The sequence below is a fragment of the Pseudomonas mosselii genome, assembly GCF_003205295.1.
In the GTDB taxonomy this organism is placed as follows: Bacteria; Pseudomonadota; Gammaproteobacteria; order Pseudomonadales; family Pseudomonadaceae; genus Aquipseudomonas; species Aquipseudomonas mosselii_B.
This window is the reverse complement of record NZ_QJRP01000003.1, coordinates 171,687-185,853: the sequence shown is the minus strand read 5'-3', so window position 1 is coordinate 185,853 and position 14,167 is coordinate 171,687. Positions and strand designations below refer to the sequence as shown.

The window sequence follows — 14,167 nt, the reverse complement described above, 5'->3', positions numbered from 1 at the left end:
AGGCTTTCCCCATGGATTGGGGGCAACTCGTCGGCCCAAGGGAACCTCAGCTCGCTGTGGACATCCGTGGATGATGGCGCAACGCTTTCAACCATGCCGCCTCTGGCGGTCTGTCCAAGGTTTTCCCACAGAGTTATCCACAGAAAATATTACGCTGTGGGCAAAATTATCTGCTGCGCAAAACACCTGCAAAATCATGCACAAGCAGCACTTGATCAAAAAACGATCAAATACTTGCATGTACTGATTTATCTGGGCTGGAGCGAGGTGCCACCATGTTTTCCACAGGCGGCTCCACATAATCCGTGGAAAGTTTTCCACCTGTGGAAACAAGGGTTTGCAGTGGGGTCGTGGAGTGTTTCAAGAAAGATATGCGACAAGTTGTCCACATCTGCCGTCCGGCACAAAACGCATCGCGGGGCAAGCCCGCTCCCACAGACCCAACGGGTATCTTCTGTGGGAGCGGGCTTGCCCCGCGATCTGCGAAAAATAAGTCAGTGCCCGCCCAGATAGGCGTTACGCACCTCCTCGTTGACCAACAGCTCCTGCCCCGTGCCGGTCATGCGGATCTGCCCGTTGACCATCACATAGGCCCGGTCCGACAGCTTCAGCGCATGGTTGGCGTTCTGCTCCACAAGGAAGATGGTCATCCCCGTCTGCGCCAGCTCGCGCAGGGTGGAAAAGATCTGCTTGACCACGATCGGCGCCAACCCCAGCGATGGCTCGTCGAGCAGCAGCAACTTGGGCCGGCTCATCAGCGCCCGGGCGATGGCGAGCATCTGCTGTTCGCCGCCGGACATGGTCATGGCGCGCTGGTTGCGCCGCTCCTTCAGGCGCGGGAACAGCTCGAACATACGCTGCATGTCCTCCCCGGCATGCTTGTCGCCAATCGGAATGGTGCCCATCATCAGGTTCTCCTCAACGGTCATGTCGGGGAACACCCGGCGCCCCTCCGGAGACTGGGCGATACCGTTGGAGGCAATGTAGTGCGACGACTTGCGGGTGATGTCGGTGCCGCGATAGACGATCTGCCCGGAGGCCGCCCGCGGCTGGCCGAAGATCGACATCAGCAATGTCGACTTGCCCGCGCCGTTGGCGCCGATCAGGCTCACCGTCTCGCCTTCGTTGATGTGCATCGAGACTTTCTTCAGGGCCTGGATCGGCCCGTAGAACACATCCAGGTCCTTCAACTCGAGAATGGGCGCACTCATATCAGCTCCTCTTCGTCTGCACCCAGGTAAGCGGCGATCACCGTCGGGTTGTGGCGGATGTCCTGCGGCGTGCCCTCGGCGATCACGTTGCCGTGGTCGAGCACGACGATATGGTCGGAGATGCTCATGACCATGCCCATGTCGTGCTCGATCAGCACCACGGTGATGTCGTGCTCGTCGCGCAGCACGCGGATCATGCGGCTCAGGGCTTCGGTTTCCTGCGGGTTGAGGCCGGCGGCCGGCTCGTCCAGGCAGATGATCTTCGGCCGCGTGCACATGGCCCGGGCGATTTCCAGGCGGCGCTGCTGGCCGTACGACAACTCGCCTGCCAGGCGGTTGGCGCAGTCCACCAGGTCAACGACCTCCAGCCAGTAGAACGCGTGGTCCAGCGCCTCGTTCTCGGCCTTGCGGTAGCCCGGGGTATTGAGCACGCCGGCCAGCAGGTTGCGGTTGACCCACATGTGCTGGGCCACCAGCAGGTTCTCCACCACCGACATTTCCTTGAACAGGCGAATGTTCTGGAAGGTACGCGCCAGCCCGGCGCGATTGACCAGGTGGGTACCGCCGAACATCTTGTAGTACAGGCGGTTGGCGAAACGCGCTGGCGAGACGAAGTCCGTGGCCTGGAAACGCTCGCCGAGCAATTGGATAACGTTGGTGTGGCTGCCGCGCACATTCAGCTCGATACGCCCGCCGCTGGCCTTGTAGAAGCCGGTGAGGCAGTTGAACACGGTGGTCTTGCCGGCGCCGTTGGGGCCGATCAGGGCGAAGATCTGGTTGCGCTTGACCTTCAGGCTGACATCGCTGAGCGCCTTGATCCCACCGAACTGCATCATCAGGTTGTCGACCGACAGAATGATTTCGTCGCTCATGGCGCCACTCCTTTACGCGGGACCACACCGGTGCGGCTGATGCGGATCAGCCCACGCGGTCGCCAGATCATCATCAGCACCATCAGCACGCCGAACAGCAGCACCCGGTACTCGGAGAAGCTGCGCAGCAGCTCCGGGGCCACCGTCAGCACGAACGCCGCGATCACCACGCCCACGGTAGAGCCCATGCCGCCGAGCACGACAATGGCCAGGATCAGCGCCGACTCGAAGAAAGTGAACGACGACGGATTGACGAAGCCCTGGTAGGTGGCGAAGAACACCCCGGCCAGGCCGGCGGTGGAGGCGCCGAGGGTAAATGCCGAGAGCTTGACCAGCACATGGTTCAGGCCCATCGAGCGGCAGGCGATCTCGTCCTCGCGCAGGGCTTCCCAGGCGCGCCCGACCGGCATGCGGGTCAACCGGTGCTTGATGTACAGCACCGCCAGCACCACCAGGAACAGTACGGCGTAGATGAACACGAACTTCAGGTTGGGGTTGTAATCGAAGCCGAAGAACTCATGGATCGGCACCCCGCCATCCTTGGCCCGGCGGCCGAACTCCAGCCCCAGGAAAGTCGGCGACGGCGCCGGCATGCCATTCGGGCCGCCAGTGAACGACAGCCAGTTGTTCAGCACCAGGCGGATGATCTCGCCGAAGCCCAGGGTGACGATGGCCAGGTAGTCGCCGTGCATCCGCAACACCGGGAAGCCGAGGATGCACCCCGCCAGCGCCGCAGCGATCGCCGCCAGCGGCAGCACGCTCCAGAAGCCCAGGCCCAGGTACTGGTATCCGAGAGCCAGGCCGTAGGCGCCGATGGCGTAGAACGCCACGTACCCCAGGTCGAGCAGGCCCGCCAGGCCCACCACGATGTTCAGGCCCAGGCCCAGCAGCACGTAGATCAGGCCGAGGATGACCACGGTCAGCAGGTACTTGTTGGCGAACACCGGGAACACGATGGCGATGACGATCAGCGCCGGGATGATGTAGCGCAGCCGCGACTTGTAGTCCGGCGCCAGCACATGCACGCCCGAGCCACCGCTGTCGAAGCCCTGGAGCATGCGCTGGCCGGTCGGTGTCTGCAGGAACACGCTGAGGATGAAACGCCCGATCATCACGCCACCGACCAGCCAGGCCACGCGGGCAGGCTCGGCGTTGAAGCTGTAGCCGTCGAGCACCACGCCGACGACCGGACCGAAGACGATGAGCGCCAGCAGGCCGGCGACGATCGTCTCCAGCAGGCTGCGTTTAAGGTCGAAACCCTTGGTTTGCGAAGCAGAGGCAGTATTGGCAGCAGACATGTTTCACACCTTAGCCACGAGCGGGCGACCCAGCAGGCCTTGGGGACGGAAGATGAGGATCATCACCAGCAGCGAGAAGCTGAACACGTCCTTGTAGTCGGAGTTGATCAGGCCGGAGAACAGCGACTCGGAGATCCCCAGGATGATGCCGCCGAGCATCGCCCCAGGTAACGAGCCGATACCACCGAGCACCGCGGCGGTGAACGCCTTGATGCCGATGATGAAGCCGGCGTAGAAGTCGAAGGTGCCGTAGTTCATGGTGATCAGCACACCGGCCAGCGCGGCCATCACCGCACCGATGACGAACACGTAGGAGATCACCCGGTCGGTGTTGATGCCCAGGATCGAGGCCATCTTGCGATCCTGCTGCGTCGCCCGGCACATGCGCCCGAGCTTGGTGTACTTGATGACATAGGTGAGCAGCGCCATGCCGACGAAGGCGGCCACCAGGATGAAGATCTTGGTGTAGGTCAATTGCACGAAGCCTGTGCCAACCTCGACGCGCATGGCGCCTTCGAGCAGCGTCGGCACGCCTTGCTGGCGAGCGCCCTGGCTGATCTGCGCATAGTTCTGCAGGATCAGCGAGATGCCGATGGCGCTGATCAGCGGTGCCAGGCGGGTGGAGTTGCGCAGGGGTTTGTAGGCGATGCGTTCGATGGTGAAGCCATAGACGCCGGTGACGACGATGGTGAACAACAGGGTGCCCAGCATCAGCAGCGGAAACGACTCGATACCGAAGTAGGCCAGCAATGCCAGGCTGATCGCCGCGAGGTACGCGGAGATCATGTACACCTCGCCGTGCGCGAAGTTGATCATGCCGATGATGCCATAGACCATTGTGTAGCCGATGGCGATCAGGCCGTAGACCGACCCGAGGGTCAGGCCGTTGACCAGTTGCTGCAGGAAAATCCCATCCATAACGCAATCTCACCTGATTGAGATTGCACGAGCGCCGACCACGCAGGATCCGGATGCAACGGCCCTCGCAGCGCAGAACTGTGCAGATCTACTGACAATGACAGGTACCGCGGGGCTACGGCCCGGTGCGAAACGCACCCGGGCCGTTGACCGTTGTTATTTTTGTTTTTCCAGCTGGTGGTACTTGCCGTTGGCATCCCACTGGTAGACCACGTAGTCGGAGACGGTCAGGTCGCCCTTGCTGTCCCACTTCTTCTCGCCCATGACGGTCTTGACCGGGTTGGCCTTGAGCCACTTGGCGGCGTCCTCGCCCTTGTTCGACTTGGCGCCGTTGAAGGCGGCAGCCAGTGCCTGGACCGAAGCGTAGGCGTACAGGGTGTAGCCTTCAGGCTCGGTGCCGTTCTTGCGGAACTCCTCGACCACGGTCTTGCTGTCGGGCAGCAGGCGCGGGTCGGCGCCGAAGGTCATGTACACGCCGTTGGTATACTGGGCGCCACCGGCGGTGGCCACCAGTTCGTCGGTGACGATGCCGTCGTCGGACATGAACGCCACATCCTTCAGGCCCTGCTCACGCAGTTGGCGTACCAGCGGGCCAGCCTCCGGGTGCAGGCCGCCGAAGTAGACGACATCGGCACCGGCTGCGCGGATCTTGGTGACCACGGCGCTGAAGTCCTTCTCGCCGCGGGTCAGGCCTTCGTACAGCACCGGCGTGACACCACGCTTGATCAACTGTGCCTTGGTGGCATCGGCCAAGCCTTGGCCATAGGTGTCCTTGTCGTGCAGCACCACGACCTTCTTGCCCTTGAGCACATCGACGATGTAGTTGCCGGCGACAATGCCCTGCTGGTCGTCACGGCCGCACATGCGGAACATCGCGGACAGGCCGCGCTCGGTGACCTGCGGGTTGGTGGAGCCGGGGGTGATGGCGATCACGCCGGCCTCGTCATAGACCTCGGAAGCGGGAATGGTATTGGAGGAGCAGAAGTGACCGACCACACCCGCCACCTTGTCCTGGTCGACCAGGCGGTTGGCCACGGCCACGGCCTGCTTCGGCTCGCAGGCGTCGTCGCCCTTGACCAGGACGATCTTCTCGCCGTTCACGCCACCGGCCTTGTTGATCACATCGGCCGCTGCCTGCGCACCTTTCATGTACTGCTCGCCAAACGCTGCGTTGGCCCCGGTCATGGGCCCCGCGACGCCGATCTTGATGTCGGCCTGAACATACGAAGAAACACCCAGTGCCGTGGCTACGGCCAGTGCCAGGAAACCTTTCTTGTAAAACGTCTGCGACATGAGGTGGTGCTCCTAGAATATTTTTTTTGGTTGGCACTACAACTTCTCAGCCCTGTGCTCCGAGCAAGGGCCGTGCCAGTGGTTTTGTCTTCCGGGAAAACACACGACAGGGGGTGAACAGTGGCGACCGGCGGCCTTTTCTTTATTGAGCGTGCAACCGTCTACTGCGGAGCAAGCGCTACCGACACGCCTAGACAAGGAGCAACCTTCGAGCGCCATCATTGCAACCCTTGCGAGTGTTAACGTGCAACCAACCTGTAACAGCGGACGTCACCGAACTGCACACCGCTGGTGCGTGACTGCTACAGGCGGCACCGTTAGAAGGCTAGTCGGTGCACGGAAAATTACCTGTAGCGGCCAAGATCGCGGGCGGCGTGGGAGCGGGCTTGCCCCGCGATCTGGCACAATGGTCGCCATTGCCCGCCTTGGAGCTTCCCCCTGATGAGCGAGAGCGCATTCGCCGAGCGCATCGTGCACAACCTGCTCGACACCGACTTCTACAAACTGACGATGATGCAGGGCGTCCTGCACAACTACCCGGACGCCGACGTCGAATGGGAGTTCCGCTGCCGCAATGGCGAAGACCTGCGGCCCTACCTGGGAGAGATCCGCAACCAGCTCGAACTGCTCAGCGAGCTGACCCTGGATGATGGCCAGCTGGCCTTCCTCGAGCGCATCAGCTTCCTCAAGCCGGACTTCCTGCGCTTCCTGCGGCTGTTCCGCTTCAACCTGCGCTATGTGCGCATCGGTATCGAAAACGATCAGCTGTTCCTGCGCCTGCGCGGCCCCTGGCTTCATGTGATCCTGTTCGAGGTGCCGCTGTTGGCGATCATCAGCGAGGTGCGCAACCGCCACCTGCACCCGCGCATGCGCCTGGCCGAAGCCCGCGACCAACTGCACCGCAAGTTCGACTGGTTGCGCGCCCACGCCAGCGACGACGAACTGGCCGAACTGCAGGTAGCCGACTTCGGCACCCGGCGGCGCTTCTCCAGCCGTGTGCAGGAGGAAGTGGTGCGTGTGTTGCGCGATGAGTTCCCGGGCCGCTTCGTCGGCACCAGCAACGTCGACCTGGCATGGAAACTGGATATCAAGCCCCTGGGCACCATGGCCCACGAGTGGATCATGGCCCACCAGCAGCTCGGCCCGCGGCTGATCGACAGCCAGATCGCCGCGCTGGACTGCTGGGTCCGTGAGTACCGCGGCCTGCTCGGCATCGCCCTTACCGACTGCATCACCATGGATGCCTTCCTCAAGGACTTCGATCTGTATTTCGCCAAGCTGTTCGACGGCCTGCGCCACGACTCCGGCGAGCCGGTGGCCTGGGCCGAGAAGGCCATCGCCCACTACCAGCAACTGGGGATCGATCCGATGACCAAGACCCTGGTGTTCTCCGACGGCCTGAACCTGACCCGCTCGCTGGAGATCTTCCGTGCCCTGCGCGGGCGCATCAACGTCAGCTTCGGTATCGGCACCAACCTGACCTGCGACATCCCCGGTGTGGCGCCGATGAACATCGTGCTTAAAATGACCGACTGCAACGGCTCGCCAGTGGCGAAGATCTCCGACGAAGCCGCCAAGACCCAGTGCCGCGACGAGAACTTCGTCACTTACCTGCGTCACGTATTCAAAGTCCCCAGCAAGGAGTAACCCATGCAAGCCGTTCAGCAAGAGATTGCCCGGGCGCTCAAGGTGCAGCCGCCGTTCGCAGACGCCGCCGCGCTAGAGCGGGAAGTCGCCCGGCGCGTGGCCTTCATCAAGGACTGCCTGGCCAATGCCCGGCTCAAGACCCTGGTACTGGGCATCAGCGGCGGCGTCGACTCGCTGACCGCCGCCCTGCTCGCCCAGCGCGCCATCAATGAACTGCGCAGCGAGACCGGCGACCAGGCCTACACCTTCATCGCCGTGCGCCTGCCGTACCAGGTGCAGCACGACGAGCACGATGCCCAGGCTTGCCTGGAGGTGATCAAGGCCGACGAAGTGCACACCATCGACATCGCCCCGGCGGTGAAGGCCCTGTCGGCCGAAGTCGAGGAGCTTAAGAACGGCTCGCCGACGCTGGTGGACTTCGTCGTCGGCAACGTCAAGGCGCGTACCCGCATGGTCGCCCAGTACACCGTCGCCGGCGCCCGCGCGGGTTTGGTGATCGGCACCGACCACGCCGCCGAGGCGGTGATGGGGTTCTTTACCAAATTCGGTGACGGGGCGTGCGACCTGGCGCCGCTGAGCGGGCTGGTGAAGAACCAGGTGCGGGCCATTGCGCGCAGCTTCGGCGCGCCGCAGGCGCTGGTGGAGAAGGTGCCGACCGCGGACCTGGAAGACCTCGAGCCGGGCAAGCCGGACGAGGCGTCACACGGCGTGACCTACCAGCAGATCGATGCGTTCCTGCATGGGCAGCCGGTCGACCAGGAGGCGTTCGACATCATCGTCGCCACCTACCGCAAGACCCAGCACAAGCGCGAGCTGCCGTTTGCGCCTTGATCAGACGCTAAAAGGACCTGTGGGAGCGGGTTCACCCGCGAATGCGGCGGTAGCTTCACCATTGCATTCGCGGGTAAACCCGCTCCCACAGGGTACGGCGTCAGGCTTTAATTACTTGACGACAACCTTGCCCTTCATCATCGAGATGTGGCCCGGGAAGGTGCAGAAGAAGCTGTAGTCACCACCGGCTTCCAGCTTCGAGGTGTCGAGCTTGATGGTGTCCTTCTCGCCGGCACCGATCATCTTGGTGTGGCCGATGATCGCGGCGTTGTCGGCCTTGATGTAGTCCTTGTCCAGGCCTTGGGACATACCTTCGGTGGCGATGGCCTGCATGTCGGCGGTCTTGCTGATGACCAGGTTATGGCCCATCACGTTCTTCGGCAGGCTGCCACCGTGGGTCAGTTCGATCTCGACGGTCTTGCAGCTCTTGTCGATGGTGAATTCCTTGGTGTTGAACGACATCTGGTCGGTCGAGTCGACAGTCACCTTGCAGTCGGCGGCAAAGACAGAGGCGCTGGCGAGGGTCAGCAGGGATACCGCTACAGCTTTCGCAAACATCATGAATCTCCTTGGCAGGGTTTTATCAATTGCGAGACTGCCTGAAAACAGGACGCCCGTACCTGATGTGGGTCAAGGGGTGTCAAGTGGCCAGCCAGTAGATTTGTTCAATGGATTGTATACAACCAATCAAAGTGCACATCATGCCCTCTTGATAGACGATGGGACAACCTCTCATTTAGGAGTTGAATGAAATGTCCCTTTCCAGCTTCATGAACAGCCTGCTCGCCGCCTACGCCCACGGTGCCAGTGGCGCCATCTGCGAGTTCGCCCGCCCCGAGTGATCTCCCCTTGGAAGCGACAGGCATGCGCCTTACCCTGTGCGCGCATGTAAAGGGAGATAAGCAATGCCTGTACGTTCCGTTTGTGTCTTCTGTGGCGCCAGCATCGGTGCCAACCCCGCCTATCGTGAAGCCGCCGTGGCCCTGGGCCAGGCCATCGCCCGTCGTGGCCTGACGCTGGTCTACGGCGGTGGCGCGGTCGGCCTGATGGGCACCGTCGCCGATGCCGCGCTGGCCGCCGGTGGCGAGGTCATCGGCATCATTCCCCAGAGCCTGATGAACGCCGAGATCGGCCACAAAGGCCTGACCCGCCTGGAGGTGGTGGACGGCATGCATGCGCGCAAGGCGCGCATGGCCGAGCTCAGCGATGCCTTCATCGCCCTGCCGGGAGGCCTGGGCACGCTGGAGGAGCTGTTCGAGGTGTGGACCTGGGGGCAGCTGGGTTATCACGCCAAGCCGCTGGGGCTGCTGGATGTGAATGGCTTCTATGAAAAGCTGGGCGGGTTCCTCGACCATATCGTCGAAGAGGGCTTCGTGCGGCCGCAGCACCGGGCGATGCTGCTGCTGGGGCAGCAGCCGGATGAGCTGCTGGAGGGGATGGAGCGGTTCGAATCGCCGGTGTTGCCGAAGTGGGTCGATCGCAAACCAGATTGATTGCTGGCAGATATACACCTTGCCTGTGGGAGCGGGTTTACCCGCGAATGCGGCGGGGGCTTCACCATTGCATTCGCGGGTAAACCCGCTCCCACAGAGGACTCTACCAAGTCATCAGGATCAGCGCGGAATAACCGGCTGGCGCGGCTTCTTGCCCTTGCCACCCTTGGCTGCCTCTTTGCGCTCCTTGGCCGCCTGCTGGTTGCGGGCGAACGCCTCGGCCTTGGCCTTCTCGCGCTTGTCCCACGGCTTGCTACCGTCACTGGCGCGCGGTGGCAGGCCGGTGTGCTGGGTGAGGATCTTCTGGTCCTTGCCCACCTTGTGGCTGCCGGCCGGCGTCGAGTTCTTGCGCCGGGCACTCTGGTAGGTGTCGGTCTGCGGCTGGTGCAGCGGGATCAGCTGGTGCTTGCCCGGCCCGATCAGGTCGGCGCGGCCCATGCGCTGCAGCGCTTCGCGCAGCATTGGCCAGCCCTTCGGATCGTGGTAGCGCAGGAACGCCTTGTGCAACCGGCGCTGCTCCTCGCTCTTGACGATCTCCACCCCTTCACTCTTGTAGGTGACCTTGCGCAGCGGGTTCTTGCCCGAATGGTACATGGCGGTGGCCGATGCCATCGGCGACGGATAGAACGCCTGCACCTGGTCGGCACGGAAACCGTTGCCCTTGAGCCACAGGGCCAGGTTCATCATGTCTTCGTCGGTGGTGCCCGGGTGCGCGGCGATGAAGTACGGGATCAGGTACTGCTCCTTGCCCGCTTCCTTCGAGAACTTCTCGAACATGCGCTTGAAGCGGTCGTAGGTGCCGATGCCCGGCTTCATCATCTTGTCCAGCGGACCACGCTCGGTGTGCTCCGGGGCGATCTTCAGGTAGCCGCCGACGTGGTGGGTGACCAGCTCGCGCACGTATTCCGGCGACTCGACCGCCAGGTCGTAGCGCAGGCCCGAGGCGATCAGGATCTTCTTCACCCCCGGCAAGGCGCGGGCCTTGCGGTACAGCTCGATCAACGAGCTGTGATCGGTGTTGAGGTTCTCGCAGATGCCCGGGAACACGCACGACGGCTTGCGGCAGTGTTTCTCGATATCGTGGCTCTTGCAGGCAATGCGGTACATGTTGGCGGTCGGGCCGCCGAGGTCGGAGACCACGCCGGTGAAGCCAGGCACCTTGTCGCGCATCTCCTCGATCTCGTGCAGGATCGACTCGTGGGAGCGGTTCTGGATGATCCGGCCTTCATGCTCGGTGATCGAGCAGAAGGTGCAGCCACCGAAGCAGCCACGCATGATGTTCACCGAGAAGCGGATCATCTCGTAGGCCGGGATGCGCTCCTTGCCATAGGCCGGGTGCGGGATACGCGCGTAGGGCATGCCGAACACGTAGTCCATCTCTTCGGTGGTCATGGGAATGGGTGGCGGGTTGAACCACACATCCACGTCGCCATGCTTCTGTACCAGTGCGCGGGCGTTGCCCGGATTTGTCTCCAGGTGCAGCACGCGGTTGGCGTGAGCATAGAGCACCGGGTCGTTGCGTACCTTCTCGAACGATGGCAGGCGGATCACCGACTTCTCGCGGGTGACGCTCGGGCTGTCGAGGATCTGCACGACCTTGGCTTCGTTCGGGTCTTCCTGCTCGCCCTTGGCCTGCTCGATGGCGCAGGCCTGGGTGTCCTGGGTGTTCACGTACGGATTGATGATCTTGTCGACCCGGCCCGGACGATCGATGCGGGTGGAGTCGATCTCGAACCAGCCCTGCGGCGTGTCGCGACGAATGAACGCGGTGCCGCGCACATCGGTGATGTGCTCGATGCTTTCACCCTGGGACAGACGCTGGGCGACCTCGACGATCGCCCGCTCGGCGTTGCCGTACAGCAGGATGTCGGCGCTGGCATCGACCAGGATCGAGTGGCGGACCTTGTCCTGCCAGTAGTCGTAGTGGGCGATGCGGCGCAGCGAGGCCTCGATGCCGCCGAGCACGATCGGCACGTGCTTGTAGGCTTCCTTGCAGCGCTGGCTGTACACCAGGCTTGCGCGGTCCGGACGCTTGCCGGCCATGCCGCCGGGGGTGTAGGCGTCATCGGAACGGATCTTCTTGTCCGCGGTGTAGCGGTTGATCATCGAGTCCATGTTGCCCGCCGCGACGCCGAAGAACAGGTTCGGTTCGCCGAGCTTCATGAAGTCGTCCTTCGACTGCCAGTTCGGCTGGGCAATGATGCCTACGCGAAAGCCCTGGGCTTCCAGCAGGCGGCCGATGATGGCCATGCCGAACGACGCATGGTCGACATAAGCGTCGCCGGTCACGATGATGATGTCGCAGGAATCCCAGCCGAGCTGATCCATCTCCTCCCTGCTCATCGGCAGGAAAGGCGCTGGCCCGAAGCATTCGGCCCAGTACTTGGGATAGTCGTAGAGTGGTTTGGCTGCTTGCATGTCAGTGACCGGTTCTAATGTGCAGGAAAATCGCGGGCGCGGAATATAGCACAAATTTTGACCAAATCCGACGGTGATGGTCGGATTCATGGGTGCGAACGAATAACACCGTGGGAGCGGGCTTGCCCCGCGATGGCGATGGATGCTTCAACAAAGCAATCGCGGGGCAAGCCCGCTCCCACGACCTGCCCCCACAGAGCCAGCCTGATGGCTTTACTCGTCGTCGTCGAAGTTGTACATGCCCGGCGCGAGGTTCTCGAAGCGGGTGTACTTGCCGATGAACGCCAGGCGCACAAAGCCGATGGGGCCGTTACGCTGCTTGCCGATGATGATCTCGGCCACGCCCTTGTGCTCGGTCTCGGGGTGATACACCTCGTCGCGGTAGACGAACATGATCACGTCGGCGTCCTGCTCGATCGCACCCGATTCACGAAGGTCGGAGTTGACCGGCCGCTTGTTGGGGCGCTGCTCCAGGGAGCGGTTGAGCTGCGACAGGGCGATCACCGGGCAGTTGAATTCCTTGGCCAGCGCCTTGAGCGAGCGGGAGATCTCGGAAATCTCGTTGGTCCGGTTGTCACCGGCCGAACCCGGAATCTGCATCAACTGCAGGTAGTCGACCATGATCATGCCGATCTCGCCATGCTCACGCGCCAGACGGCGGGTCCGTGCGCGCATCTCCGACGGGCTGATGCCGGCGGTATCGTCGATGAACAGTTTGCGGTCATTGAGCAGGTTGACCGCCGATGTGAGGCGCGGCCAGTCATCGTCGTCCAGCTGTCCGGAACGCACCTTGGTCTGGTCGATACGGCCCAGGGACGAAAGCATACGCATGATCAGCGACTCACCGGGCATCTCGAGAGAGAACACCAGCACCACCTTCTCGCTGCGCAACACGGCGTTTTCCACCAGGTTCATGGCGAAGGTGGTCTTGCCCATCGATGGACGGCCGGCGACGATGATCAGGTCGGCCGCCTGCAGGCCGCTGGTTTTCTCGTCCAGGTCGGTGTAACCGGTGGACACGCCGGTGATATCGCTGTCGGAGTTGAACAGCGTGTCGATACGGTCGATGGCCATGGTCAACAGCTCATTGACCCCCACCGGGCCGCCGGTCTTCGGCCGCGCCTCGGCGATCTGGAAGATCTGCCGTTCGGCGTCGTCGAGGATCTCCTCGGCGTTGCGCCCCTGGGGATTGAAGGCGTTGTCGGCGATGTCGGTGCTGATGCTGATCAGCTGGCGCAGCGTGGCCCGCTCGCGAATGATCGCGGCGTAGGCCTTGATGTTGGCCACCGACGGGGTGTTCTTGGCCAGCTCGGCAAGGTAGGCCAGGCCGCCCACCTGGGTGGACACGCCTTCCTTGTCCAACTGCTCGTGCAGGGTCACCACATCGAACGGCTGGTTCGCATCCACCAGCTTGTGGATGGCACGGAAGATCAGGCGATGGTCATGCCGGTAGAAATCGCCGTCCGAAACTTGGTCGAGCACCCGCTCCCAGGCGTTGTTGTCCAGCATCAGGCCACCGAGCACGGCCTGTTCGGCCTCGATGGAATGCGGCGGCACCTTCAGGGCAGCGGTTTGCAGGTCGAGTTGTTCGGGGGTGGTGATCTCGTTCATGGCCACGAAAAAATTCTGGAAGATGAAAAAGACAAAGGGCACGGCCTGCACAAAACAGGACCGTGCCCGATGTTAACCGCCTGACCCACGAGGAGCCAGTCGATTAAGGCAGCTTAGGCTGCTACGACAACCACGCGTACGGTGGCTTCAACGTCGCTGTGCAGGTGCACGGCTACGTCGTATTCGCCAACCTGACGGATGGTGCCGTTCGGCAGACGAACTTCAGCCTTGGCCACTTCAACGCCGGAGGCGGTCAGGGCATCAGCGATGTCGTGGGTGCCGATCGAACCGAACAGCTTGCCTTCGTCGCCAGCGGTGGCAGTGATGGTCACTTCCAGCTCGGCCAGTTGGGCAGCGCGGCTTTCAGCCGAAGCTTTCTTGTCTGCTGCGGCTTTTTCCAGCTCGGCGCGACGTTCTTCGAACGCGGCCAGGTTGGCGGCGTTGGCAACGGTGGCCTTGCCGAATGGCAGCAGGAAGTTACGGCCGTAACCAGCCTTAACGTTTACTTTGTCGCCCAGGTTGCCCAGGTTGGCGACTTTTTCCAGCAGGATCAGTTCCATTTGGTAAAACCTCTT

Annotated in this window: 12 protein-coding genes; 3 read left to right on the top strand and 9 right to left on the bottom strand. The window is 62.5% G+C overall.

The annotated features are described in order from the left end of the window. Positions 1 to 494: 494 nt before the first annotated feature. From DMX06_RS04365 to DMX06_RS04345, 5 genes are all read right to left on the bottom strand, one after another. Positions 495 to 1,211 (bottom strand): ABC transporter ATP-binding protein, encoded by a 717-nt coding sequence (locus DMX06_RS04365; RefSeq protein WP_028688239.1) that lies wholly within the window; start codon positions 1,209 to 1,211, stop codon positions 495 to 497. Continuing rightward, positions 1,208 to 2,083: an ABC transporter ATP-binding protein gene (locus tag DMX06_RS04360; RefSeq protein WP_110734935.1), complete on the bottom strand. Its 876-nt coding sequence runs from the start codon at positions 2,081 to 2,083 to the stop codon at positions 1,208 to 1,210. Before DMX06_RS04360 ends, DMX06_RS04365 begins: the two co-directional genes overlap by 4 nt. Further along, positions 2,080 to 3,381: a high-affinity branched-chain amino acid ABC transporter permease LivM gene (gene livM / locus DMX06_RS04355; RefSeq protein ID WP_110734933.1), complete on the bottom strand. Its 1,302-nt coding sequence runs from the start codon at positions 3,379 to 3,381 to the stop codon at positions 2,080 to 2,082. The genes DMX06_RS04360 and livM overlap by 4 nt, the downstream gene beginning before the upstream one ends. Before the next feature lie 3 nt (positions 3,382 to 3,384). Continuing rightward, positions 3,385 to 4,299 carry an ABC transporter permease subunit gene (locus DMX06_RS04350; RefSeq protein WP_102683954.1) on the bottom strand — a complete coding sequence of 305 codons (915 nt, stop codon included), beginning with the start codon at positions 4,297 to 4,299 and terminating at the stop codon, positions 3,385 to 3,387. 156 nt (positions 4,300 to 4,455) lie between these two features. Beyond that, positions 4,456 to 5,592 carry a branched-chain amino acid ABC transporter substrate-binding protein gene (locus tag DMX06_RS04345; protein WP_110734931.1) on the bottom strand — a complete coding sequence of 379 codons (1,137 nt, stop codon included), beginning with the start codon at positions 5,590 to 5,592 and terminating at the stop codon, positions 4,456 to 4,458. Positions 5,593 to 6,033: 441 nt separating this feature from the next. On the opposite strand from DMX06_RS04345, the gene pncB reads away from it, so the two are divergent. Both pncB and nadE read left to right on the top strand, forming a co-directional pair. After that, positions 6,034 to 7,239 carry a nicotinate phosphoribosyltransferase gene (pncB, locus tag DMX06_RS04340; RefSeq protein WP_110734929.1) on the top strand — a complete coding sequence of 402 codons (1,206 nt, stop codon included), beginning with the start codon at positions 6,034 to 6,036 and terminating at the stop codon, positions 7,237 to 7,239. Between the two features lie 3 nt (positions 7,240 to 7,242). Continuing rightward, complete coding sequence (gene nadE, locus DMX06_RS04335) at positions 7,243 to 8,070, top strand: ammonia-dependent NAD(+) synthetase (protein ID WP_110734926.1); 828 nt, start codon at positions 7,243 to 7,245, stop codon at positions 8,068 to 8,070. 111 nt (positions 8,071 to 8,181) lie between these two features. Here nadE and azu read toward each other — a convergent pair whose 3' ends face one another. Then, positions 8,182 to 8,628 carry an azurin gene (gene azu / locus DMX06_RS04330; protein WP_050707129.1) on the bottom strand — a complete coding sequence of 149 codons (447 nt, stop codon included), beginning with the start codon at positions 8,626 to 8,628 and terminating at the stop codon, positions 8,182 to 8,184. A 347-nt stretch (positions 8,629 to 8,975) separates the two neighbouring features. Between azu and DMX06_RS04325 the strand changes: the two genes are divergently transcribed. Beyond that, entirely contained in the window at positions 8,976 to 9,563 is a 588-nt protein-coding gene (locus tag DMX06_RS04325; RefSeq protein ID WP_110734923.1) for an LOG family protein, read from the top strand. 120 nt (positions 9,564 to 9,683) lie between these two features. On the opposite strand, the gene DMX06_RS04320 is transcribed toward DMX06_RS04325, so the two are convergent. The 3 genes from DMX06_RS04320 to rplI all read right to left on the bottom strand — a co-directional run bounded on the left by DMX06_RS04320 (position 9,684) and on the right by rplI (position 14,152). Then, positions 9,684 to 11,981: a YgiQ family radical SAM protein gene (locus DMX06_RS04320; RefSeq protein WP_110734921.1), complete on the bottom strand. Its 2,298-nt coding sequence runs from the start codon at positions 11,979 to 11,981 to the stop codon at positions 9,684 to 9,686. 213 nt (positions 11,982 to 12,194) lie between these two features. After that, complete coding sequence (gene dnaB / locus DMX06_RS04315; RefSeq protein ID WP_110735182.1) at positions 12,195 to 13,592, bottom strand: replicative DNA helicase; 1,398 nt, start codon at positions 13,590 to 13,592, stop codon at positions 12,195 to 12,197. A gap of 113 nt (positions 13,593 to 13,705) precedes the next feature. Beyond that, entirely contained in the window at positions 13,706 to 14,152 is a 447-nt protein-coding gene (gene rplI, locus DMX06_RS04310; RefSeq protein WP_011535934.1) for a 50S ribosomal protein L9, read from the bottom strand. Positions 14,153 to 14,167: the final 15 nt, after the last annotated feature.